We start from the raw sequence: 10,413 nt of genomic DNA, 5'->3' as shown, positions 1-10,413 counted from the left end.
AATACCTGTTTGCGGAAACCCTGCCAGCTCTTCAAGGAATGGTAAAGGGAAATATCGATATTTATATGGAGGTTTGGGCCGACAATATCGAGGAAGCCTGGGAAGAGGCCCTGGCTTCAGGCAAGGTGAAAAACCTGGGCTCTAATTTCCCGGATGCCCCGCAGGGATGGTATGTACCGACTTATATGATAGAGGGAGATGCCAAGCGAGGGATAGAAGCCACTGCACCCGACCTGAAGAAAATCAGCGATCTGCCTCGTTACTGGGAACTGTTCAAGGATCCGGAAGTTCCGAGCAAGGGGCGCTTTCACAACAGTCCTCCGGGCTGGAATTGTACCAGTATAAACGGGGTAAAAATTAAGAGCTATGGTTTGGAAAAAAAATACAATGCTTTCACTACCGGTTCGGACCCGGCTTTGGTTTCTTCCATGGTTTCAGCCTATGAAAAAGGTGAGCCCTGGTTTGGCTATTACTGGGAACCGACCTGGGTGATGGGCAAGCTGAAAATGACCCGACTGGAAGAGCCGGACTTTGACAATGCTGTTTGGCAGGATGAAAACAATCGGGCTTGCGCCTATCCGGCAGCTCACGTCTTTATAGGGATAAACAGCGAACTGGAGGAAAAAGCTCCCGAATTGGTGGAATTTTTGCGGAAATATGAAACCAGCCTGGAACAAAATAATGATTTCCTGGCTTATTTGAACGACCATGATGAAAAAGCCGCCGCCGTCTATTTCTTGCAAAAATACAAGGATGAATGGCACGCCTGGGTTCCGTCCGATGTAGCTGCGCGGGTAGATCAGGCTCTGGGTGAGGTGAAATAGATGGGGAGGCAGGATTTTAACCTGGTTGAAGTCGAGCGACTTTGGAAAGTTTATCATAAAACGGAGAAAACCTTAAATCTGTCCGACCCCGAGGCAGTGGAAAAGGCTGAGGCTGCCGGAGCGGTGATAGCAGTCCGCGATGTTTCTTTTCAGATTAAACGAGGTGAGGTCTTTGTTATTATGGGGCTTTCCGGTAGTGGAAAATCAACCCTGATCCGCTGCCTAACCCGTTTGATCGAGCCCAGTGCGGGGGTCATCAGGGTAGCAGGAAAAGAGGTTACTTCCATGGATGCGGAAGAGCTCACCGCCTTCCGCCGGGGTGAAGCGGCCATGGTCTTTCAGCATTATGGCTTGTTGCCCCATCGCAATGTATTGGAAAATGTAGCCTTTGGGCTTAAATTAAGAGGTCTGGCGCATGAGCTGCGGGAAGCCCGGGCTCAGGAAGCCCTGCGACAGGTGGGACTGGCCGGTTGGGAGAAAAAATACCCGCACCAGCTTTCCGGCGGTATGCAGCAGAGGGTGGGTATAGCCCGGGCCCTGGTTCAGGATACGGACCTGCTGCTGATGGATGAACCCTTTAGCGGCCTGGATCCTCTGATTCGCCGGGAAATGCAGGATGAACTGATTAGGCTCCAGAAGGAGTGGCAAAAGACCATTGTCTTCGTAACTCATGATTTGGGTGAAGCCTTGCGTCTGGGTGACCGTATGGCGGTAATGGGCGCGGGGGTATTTGTTCAGGTAGGCCGGCCTCAGGATATAGTAATGCATCCCACTGATGAATATGTGCAGCGTTTTGTTCAAGACGAGCAGCGAATCGCCCAATTACTGGATAAGGGCCGGGTGAGCTGGGTGCGGAGCATCGAAGCCCATGCCAGTGCCCGGACGGGGAAAGTCGCTGCCGGGAGGTGATAATTTTTGTTTCCATCAGATATTGAATTTCATGTAGCACCGTATATCAGCGATTTTGTCAAGTGGATTACGGTGGCCTGGGAGCCCTTTTTCACTGCTTTCAGCAACATGGTGCTGGGGATGTTATTGCAGATAGAGCATCTACTTGTGGCCATTCCATGGTGGCTTTGGATTATCGCGGTAACGGTGATTGCCTGGAGGCAGACCCACGAAGTGGTGAAGGCCATTATGCCGGGTCTTTTGCTTTTCACGGTGGGGATTTTCGGATTCTGGGGAATTGCCATGGAAACTCTGGGTATTGTAATTGTTTCGGTTATCATTTCTTTGCTTCTGGGAATTCCCCTGGGCATTGCCATGGCGGTTTCAGATCGCTGCAATACCATGGTTACACCAATACTTGATGCCATGCAGACTATGCCCAGTTTTGTCTACCTTATCCCGGCGCTGATGCTTTTTGGCTTGGGCAAGGTACCGGGTGTAGTAGCTACTGTAATTTATGCGTTGCCCCCGGTGGTTCGTCTTACCAACCTGGGGATTCGCCAGGTTTCATCTTCGGTGCAGGAGGCGGCTCTGGCTTTCGGGGCCACTTCCTGGCAGTTAATGAAAGAAGTGCGCATTCCCCTGGCTATGCCCTCCATTCTTGCGGGAATCAACCAGACGACTATGATGGCACTGGCCATGGTGGTAATAGCCAGCATGATTGGGGCCGGGGGAATGGGAGAAGTGGTCTTAATCTGTACCAACCGCATCGATGTTGGGGGAGGTTTTGAGGCGGGCTGGGCTATAGTGGTTCTGGCCATTGTAATTGACCGTCTGACCCAGGGCCTGGTCCGGCGCTGGGATACTCCAGGGGGTTAGTCTGTCTTAACCCGGGGATTCTAACACAGGAGATGGCAGGCTTATGACAATTCCCAGAACGATAGCTTGCCGCTTAAAAGTGAGGAAGAGGGATATAATAAACAGCTACAAGCCCTTAAAGGCGTAAAAAAGAGCGATTATAATGCAAAGGAAACCGCCTATCCAGCCCAGTACGTGGGAAAAGGGGATTACTGAAGCAGAAAGCTGTCCCAGCGATAGCAGCAAGGCACTTAAAAAGGCAAATATGGCGGCATATTTTTTATACTCGTTCAACGTAAACCCTCTCCTTTTTAGAAAGATATTGCAATTATTTTACGCAAAAGCCGGGTATTTGTAAAGGAAAACCAGGACATTAATAACGCATCTCAAATCCATTTTAGGACCACCCCTTAAATAACTGTGTGGCAAGTAAAATTAATTTGGCAGCTTGCCCTAATTTTACAAATAATGACATTGACTTATGTTAATATAAAAAAGACATTATCCCCTCCTTAATCATAACAGACGCCTGGCTCCGGCCAGGTGTTTTGTTTGCCGGGAAAGAAAATTATTATAAATTGGTGAGGAGCGAGGTGTGAGGGATAATCCTAGCTGTCAAGGGACTATTCTCATATTAGAACGGAAAAACGACTTTCATAGTATGGCAAAATAACTCTTTGTTCAATGCCCAAGCTATGGTACAATCATCGTTGATACAGCAGGAGAATCCAACAGGGAAATTATTATACTGCTTTTAACCGATTGTCAAAACAGGATGCTTCCGACCTTGAAAAAGTTAATTTGTAAGGATTGAAGCTTAAAAGCAAGTAAAATATGAGGTGAGGTATGAACTGCAAGGAACTCTATCGTCGCAAGCTGGTTCCGGTGCTGGAAGCGCTGGAAGCGGTTAAAAGCAACCAGGAGATTGTCTGCAGCCTGGCGGCTTGTGAACCGGTTACCCTATTGAGTAATCTGCATTATATAAAAGACAAAGTGGAGAATGTTTCAGTAGTCAATGCCATGATGATGGGTGAATATGAATTCTTTATGAACCCCGCGCTGGAGGGGAAATTTCTCTTGAACAGCTGGTTTTACAGCAAGGCACCCCGCCAGGCCCACCCCCAGGGGACCGTATCCTATGTGCCGTTGCAACTGCATCAATTCAGCAGTAAGCGCATGTTTCATCGCCGTCCCCATGTCTTCTTTGGTTGTGCCTCCCCCATGGATAAGCACGGTTACTTCTCTCTTTCTCTTTCTACCGTTTTGGAGAAAGATTTTGTTGAGCAGGCGGATGTGGTAATAATGGAGGTTAATCCCCGTTTGCCCCGAACTTTTGGGGATACCCATGTGCATATTTCCCAAATTGATTATATCGTGGAAAGCGAAAGGGAAATCCCCACCATGGAACCGCCGGTACTTACGGAAAAGGATCACCTGATCGGGGGTTATGCGGCGGATTTGATTGAAGACGGTTCCACTATTCAGATCGGTTTTGGCAGTATTCCCGGGGCGGTGGCGTACAGCTTGAGAAACAAAAAGGATCTGGGGGTACATTCGGAGATGTTTAGCGATTGCATTCTGGATCTTTATGAAGCCGGGGCCATCAGCAACCGGAAAAAGACCCTGTGGAAAGATAAGTTTGTTACCGATGTAGGTCTGGGCAGCCGGAGACTGTATGACTTTCTGGATGAAAACATGGCGGTGGAGTTTCACCGGGGAAGCCTGGTGAATGATCCGGCAATTATTGGCCGCAATCATAAAATGATTTCCATCAACTCCATGCTGGAGATCGACTTGACCGGGCAGTGTTGTGCCGAATCGGTAGGTTCTCGCCTCTATAGCGGCACTGGCGGGCACAAGGAGTTCGTTACCGGTGCGCAGGAATCTCCCGGTGGTAAATCTATTCTGGCCTTCTACTCTACAGCTCGAGACGATAGCGTTTCCCGTATTGTACCCTTTTTCGACCCCGGTACGGTGGTTACCACTTCGCGGGTGGATGTGGATTATGTTATCACTGAGTTCGGGGTAGCCTGTTTGCGCGGGAGCTCGATAAGGGAGAGAGTAAAAGAACTGGTCAATATTGCTCATCCTAATTTCCGCGATTATCTTAAAAGTGAGGCCGAACGCCATATGATATGGTAGAAACCCCCTGTAATACCCCTATTTTCATCGATGGTTGTGTTTCCGGGGCATAGAGGGTTAATAGGATTTGCCTTTTTTTATAATTCGAGTAATAAAGCAAAAAGCCAGGCGGGAATTTTTTATCCCTCCTGGCTTTTGAAATCTTTCTACAGTGTTTTTCTATAGAGTTATAACGAGGTGAAGTCTGAAAGAAATTCTTTCATGACGTTTTGTGCTTCAAGAAAGGAATGGTTATAAATATGTCCCCCGCATCCATAATAGTGAGCGAAGCGAACATCAGTGGTGCCCGCAGGGTGCTTATTTAAACAGTCGGGTTCCCATTAACAAAACAGTCGGCGGGTTCTAATCCCCTGCCTTGTTGCAGCGCTGTGCTGAAACCGCTCCGCAGTTTTTTTCGATGCTTAAAAGATACAACATTACGGAACTGCTGATTCTTTATGGCGTGGGCATAGTGGGCATATTGAACTCCATGATCTGGGTTCCCGCAGGCAGTTCAAACATGGAATCAGGAATTCCCCCTACTTTAATGTTGCGGTATTCCATCACCATTTTCTCGCCATCACTGATAACTTCCATGCGGAGGGGTATTCCGTTTTCCTCCCACAACCAAACTTTGCTGGTTCCTACATTATCCTCGGTAATTTCATAAACCAGGCACCTCTTCCCATCGATGGTATCTTTGCCTACATATTTCATCTTCTCCGGATTCATAGCTTCCAGGTCTTCCTGTGGGGAACTGGAGCCATCCTGCTGGGCCATGGATATGTCCATCTTGGTAGCCATCTTTTGTTCCGGCTGGTAAACATAAACTACGCCTGCTGCGTTATCGATTATATTTATGATCTTGCCGTCGGCTTCCGGGCTCTCAACTTCGTTGCGCAATTTTTCGCCTTTCATCCAGGTTTTGACCAGGATCTTCTGCTCCCCTACCTGGGTTTCACAATCAAAGGACATTTCGCTTATGGCTTTTCCTTTACCCAGTAAATCCTTTAATACTGGTTCGCTGTCACTCGATTTGTCACTGCTGGGGGTTGCTGCCTGTTTATCAGTTGGGGCGCTGCTGTCCTGGGGTGCTGTACCGCAACCAGCTAATACTGCAGTAAACAGGAACAGGGCCAGCAGGCACAGGGTTAAAGGCAGGTTTTTCTTCAATTCCATCATCCTCTCCGTTTTTACTTTTTTATAATATATTCTTAATTCTACGCGTGTTTCCTTCTTTTTTGACAAAAATTTAACAAAAAAAGGAGAATGAGCCTGGGTAATTTCCGTCTATAGTCCTGGAGGAGCATAAGGAAGCCAAGAGCGACCGAGCCAGGTTGCGATACATAGTGGGTGTGACGCCCACCAGGTAAGGACTAGCCATCCATCCGCAGCCAGCCTTGGATAATAGATTTGGCAATAGAGTTTTGCAGGTATTGAGTGAGTGCCTAATGATTTCCGGCCAGGTAGGAGAGAGGGAAGAGCTTGTGCTATAATTATTTTGGTTGATACTTGGAAAGGGAGGGATAAACTATCGCTTTATCGCGCAATGATTCCTGCTGGTGCGGGAGTGGAAAGAAATATAAAAAGTGCCACATGGAGCAAGACCTTTACCTGGAGGATTTCAAGAGAAAGGGTATTCTGGTTCCAGATCGAAAGCTAATTAAAACGGAAGTACAGATAGAAGGTATTCGCCGGAGCTGCCAGTTGACCAAAAGCATCCTAAACCTGGTGGCAGAGAGAATTGAAGCGGGAATCAGCACGGCAGAAATTGACCGCTGGGTTAATGATGCGCTTACTGTGGCTGGTGCCTATCCGGCGACCCTCAACTATCAGGGTTTTCCCGCCAGTGTTTGTACCTCCATTAATGAAGTTATATGTCACGGTATTCCCAGTGAGAGAAAACTTAAGGAGGGTGATATCGTAAATGTAGATATTACCTCCATATTAGACGGCTATTACGGGGATGCTTCGCGGATGTTCCTGATAGGCGAAGTCTCTGCCGAAGCCCAAAAACTGGTACAGGTAGCCCGGGAGTGTCTCTATCTGGGAATTGAGCAGGTCAAACCCTTCAATCGCATTGGGGATATTGCTTTTGCCATAGAACAGCATGCCAATAAACATGGTTTTTCCGTGGTGCGTGATTTTGGCGGACATGGGGTGGGATTGGCATTCCACGAAGATCCCTTTGTAGCACATTATGGCCCTCGGGACAGTGGCATGCTGCTGGTTCCCAACATGGTCTTTACAGTGGAGCCTATGGTCAATGTGGGAACTTATCGCTGCCGCAAACTGGATGATGGATGGACCACGGTGACGGCTGATAATTCGCTGTCCGCCCAGTGGGAGCATACCGTGAGGGTAAGCGAAACCGGGGTGGAGGTAATGACGGAATAGGGATCGTTTAAAGTTTGAAATTGACAGTAGCTCATTAAGCTTGCGGCCATGGATGGGAGGTTAGCGCCTACCCCTTGAGCCGCTAGACAAGCCGCAGGTGTTGTCCATGCGAAGCGCCCTGTCGGGCACAACTGATGCTCCCTTCGGGTGTCGCTACTGAGGTAGCTGAGCGGTATATTTATGCAAGCAAATGCATATTTATAACTTTTTGCAGTGAAATCAGTTTTTAAGTAATTCTATGAGGGGGATTTTGATGAAAAACCGGAATTTGGCTGTTCTAATAATCCTGAGCCTGTTCATGCTCTTGCTTACCCCGTTGGGTTCAGCCATCCCGGCAAATGCTGCTTACGCCGCCGATAACAGCTATTTGCAGGAAATGATGCGTTTTATTGAAGACCGCTATTATTTCGAGGTCAATGAGGAGCAAATAACGCAGGGGGCACTCAAGGGCATGTTCCAGGGCCTGGATGACTACAGTGATTTCTTTACCTGTGAAGAAGCTCAAGTGATGCTGGAATCGGTGGAAGGTAATTATGAAGGTATCGGGGTAGCCCTATCCAAGGTGGACAACTATGTTGTCATCACCCGGGTTTTTCCCTCTTCGCCGGCGGAAAGCGCCTGTTTATTGTCGGGAGACCGGATAGTTACGGTCGATAAAAAAGATGTACTGGGCTATTCTGTGGACCAGGTGGGTACTTTGATCAGGGGCCCAAAAGGCAGTTTTCTCAGCCTGGGTATATTGAGAAATGGCAATAACAATGTAATGGAGTTTAATGTTAAAAGGGATGGTATCAAATTAAATCCCGTCCGCTATGAAAACCGGGGCGGAATAGGCTACATAGCTATTGACAGCTTTAATTCCAATACCGCTGAGTTTTTGGATGCTGCCCTGGAGGCAGCGGAAAAGGATGGAATAAGCAAACTGGTTTTGGATCTGCGGGACAATACCGGTGGTGAGGTAACCCAGGCCGTGGCCGTGGCGCGTCACTTTGTTCCTGCCGGCCCCATAACCACCATTAAGTTCAAGGCAGCAGGTATGAAGGATAAGGTTTACACTTCCGAATTATCCGCCCCCCCATATAAGCTGGTAGTGCTGGTTAATAGCATGACAGCCAGTGCCTCGGAAATAGTAGCCGGCGCCATCCAGGATTCCCAAGCCGGGGTGCTCTTGGGAAGCAAAACCTATGGCAAAGCCAGGGTACAGGCGATTATTCCCCTGCTTAGCCCCGAAGCCTATAAAAAATACGCCCGTTTGTATCCCGATTCCAGCCTGGATAGCAATGAAATGTTAATTCGTCACGGCATTCAAGCCACTGACCGTGAAATAATGGGATGGGCCAAGATTACCACCGGCATTTATACCACCCCATCGGGAAAGTATATTGACGGGCAGGGACTGCTTCCGGACATTAAGGTTTCAGATCCTGCGCCGCTTAATGGTTTGGAAATAAACAACCTGATGCCGCTGGAAAAGGACGGCAAACCCGAACTGAACAGCAGTTCTCTGGAGGTTTACAACGCGGAAAAAATCCTTTTCGCCAGTGGCTATGATCTGGATAAACCTGATATGATTCTGGATATTAAGACTTTTAACGCTATTAAGAAGTTTCAGCAAGAACAGCGGCTTTATCCTTCCGGCATCTTGGATTTCACTACCCAGGAGGCCTTGAACCGGAAGCGGCAGGAGTTAATAAATCGCTATGACCAGCAGTACGCCCGGGCAGTGGAATACCTGCAAGGGAGATAAAGGGACTTATTTTGCTTAAAGGAGAAGGCCATGAAGATAATTCACACTTCGGACTGGCATTTGGGTTGTTCCCTGCGAGGACGCAAAAGATATGAAGAATCGGCAGCGTTTCTGGATTGGCTGGGGGAATTGTTGGAAAAAGAAAGTATTGATGTCCTGCTGGTGGCAGGAGACATTTTCGATACCACTACTCCCAGCAACCGGGCTCAGGAGTTGTATTATCGCTTTCTCTGCCGCGTGGCCGAGTCTTCTTGCCGGCATGTAGTAATAACAGCGGGAAACCATGACTCTCCGACTTTTTTGAATGCTCCGCGGGAATTGCTGCGCCATTTGCAGGTCTACATAGTGGGGAAGATCGGAGAAAGCCTGGATGATGAAGTTTTGCTCTTGAAAAATGCGCAAGGGGAAGCAGAATTGATTGTTGCTGCGGTTCCCTATCTGCGTGATCGGGATATTCGCAGCGTGGAAGCAGGTGAAAGCCTGGAGGATAAAGCCCGCAAACTGGTGGAGGGAATACGCTCCCATTATGAGCTGGTGGGACAGCGGGCGGAAGAAATCAGGGCTGCTTTGCCGGGACCGCCGGTTCCGGTAGTGGCCATGGGGCATTTGTTTGCTGCCGGAGGAAGCACGGTGGAAGGTGACGGGGTCAGGGAACTCTATCTCGGATCCCTGGCCCATGTAGGCCGTGATTTTCCGCCGGTTTTTAATTATGTGGCCCTGGGGCATTTACACAAGGCCCAACTGGTCGGGGGCCAGGAAAATTGCCGTTATTCGGGAGCCCCTATCCCCATGGGTTTTGCGGAAGCCTTGCGGGAGAAGCAGGCAATAATGGTAGAATTCTGCGCCGGGCAAATGGGGGTTACGCCGGTTAAGGTACCCATTTTTAAAGCTTTACAGAGTATCCGGGGCGACCGGGAGGAGATTGAGCGGCAGTTGGAAGAATTGAAGTCCAAGGCCCAAAAGGCTTGGTTGGAAATTATCTATGAAGGAAAGGAAATAATCGGCGACCTGCGGGAACAAATGGAGGCAGCAACAGCGGGAACAGAGCTGGATCTTTTACGGGTAAGCGATAATCGCTCCTGGCAACAGGTAATGAACCTCATGGAAGAGGGGGAGATCCTCAGTGAACTGGACCATAGCGAGGTTTTCCGGCGTTGTATGGAGGCCCACGAAGTTGAAGCCGGGCAGAGGCAGGTTCTGCTTCAGATGTATAATGAGATTCTTGATTCCCTGCTAATGGAAGATGTGATGGCGGAGTAGGAGGATGGGGCATGAAGATAAAGCAGATACGCTTTCAGAATCTAAATTCCCTGGTGGGGGAATGGATAATAGACTTTTCCCACCCGGCCTATTTATCAGATGGTATTTTTGCCATTACCGGACCCACTGGAGCGGGCAAAACCACCGTCCTTGACGCCATCTGCCTGGCCCTTTACGGGCGTACCCCGCGTCTGGAGCGGGTGAACAAAAGCAGCAATGAGATTATGTCCCGGCATACCGGCAGTTGTTATGCCGAGATAAGCTTTGAGACCCGGGAGGGTTATTACCGCTGTCATTGGAGCCAGCAGCGGGCCCGGA

At 48.9% G+C, this 10,413-nt stretch carries 10 protein-coding genes; 8 read left to right on the top strand and 2 right to left on the bottom strand.

Translation table 11 applies throughout. The annotated features are described in order from the left end of the window. From PHP87_RS08645 to PHP87_RS08635, 3 genes are all read left to right on the top strand, one after another. A partial coding sequence (locus PHP87_RS08645; RefSeq protein WP_299920397.1) for an ABC transporter substrate-binding protein occupies positions 1-824 on the top strand: 824 nt, incomplete at its 5' end. Continuing rightward, the gene (locus PHP87_RS08640; RefSeq protein ID WP_299920395.1) at positions 825-1,733 is read left to right on the top strand and encodes a betaine/proline/choline family ABC transporter ATP-binding protein; all 909 of its coding nucleotides are present in this window, start codon (positions 825-827) and stop codon (positions 1,731-1,733) included. A 6-nt stretch (positions 1,734-1,739) separates the two neighbouring features. Continuing rightward, positions 1,740-2,591: a proline/glycine betaine ABC transporter permease gene (locus PHP87_RS08635; protein ID WP_299920394.1), complete on the top strand. Its 852-nt coding sequence runs from the start codon at positions 1,740-1,742 to the stop codon at positions 2,589-2,591. Positions 2,592-2,696: 105 nt separating this feature from the next. Here the strand turns inward: PHP87_RS08635 and PHP87_RS08630 are convergent, their stop codons facing one another. Then, the gene (locus PHP87_RS08630; protein WP_299920392.1) at positions 2,697-2,864 is read right to left on the bottom strand and encodes a hypothetical protein; all 168 of its coding nucleotides are present in this window, start codon (positions 2,862-2,864) and stop codon (positions 2,697-2,699) included. A 552-nt stretch (positions 2,865-3,416) separates the two neighbouring features. Between PHP87_RS08630 and PHP87_RS08625 the strand changes: the two genes are divergently transcribed. Next, a complete protein-coding gene (locus PHP87_RS08625; protein WP_299920390.1) occupies positions 3,417-4,712 on the top strand; it encodes an acetyl-CoA hydrolase/transferase C-terminal domain-containing protein in 1,296 nt (431 codons plus the stop codon). A gap of 435 nt (positions 4,713-5,147) precedes the next feature. On the opposite strand, the gene PHP87_RS08620 is transcribed toward PHP87_RS08625, so the two are convergent. Next, on the bottom strand, positions 5,148-5,864 hold the full coding sequence (locus PHP87_RS08620; protein ID WP_299920388.1) for a DUF4412 domain-containing protein: 717 nt from the start codon (positions 5,862-5,864) through the stop codon (positions 5,148-5,150). 360 nt (positions 5,865-6,224) lie between these two features. Here PHP87_RS08620 and PHP87_RS08615 point away from each other — a divergent pair, with 360 nt between their 5' ends. From PHP87_RS08615 to PHP87_RS08600, 4 genes are all read left to right on the top strand, one after another. Continuing rightward, positions 6,225-7,088: a methionyl aminopeptidase gene (locus PHP87_RS08615; protein ID WP_299920399.1), complete on the top strand. Its 864-nt coding sequence runs from the start codon at positions 6,225-6,227 to the stop codon at positions 7,086-7,088. A 253-nt stretch (positions 7,089-7,341) separates the two neighbouring features. Continuing rightward, positions 7,342-8,835, top strand: coding sequence for a S41 family peptidase (locus PHP87_RS08610; protein WP_299920386.1), 1,494 nt, complete (start codon positions 7,342-7,344; stop codon positions 8,833-8,835). A gap of 30 nt (positions 8,836-8,865) precedes the next feature. Further along, on the top strand, positions 8,866-10,095 hold the full coding sequence (locus PHP87_RS08605; protein ID WP_299920385.1) for an exonuclease SbcCD subunit D C-terminal domain-containing protein: 1,230 nt from the start codon (positions 8,866-8,868) through the stop codon (positions 10,093-10,095). Between the two features lie 11 nt (positions 10,096-10,106). Next, positions 10,107-10,413: AAA family ATPase (locus PHP87_RS08600; RefSeq protein WP_299920383.1), on the top strand; the 307-nt coding region annotated here is incomplete at its 3' end.

Origin of the sequence: Syntrophomonas sp., from assembly GCF_028707975.1 — a bacterium.
Taxonomy (GTDB): domain Bacteria; phylum Bacillota; class Syntrophomonadia; order Syntrophomonadales; family Syntrophomonadaceae; genus Syntrophomonas.
This window is presented reverse-complemented; position numbering and strand designations above follow the sequence as displayed.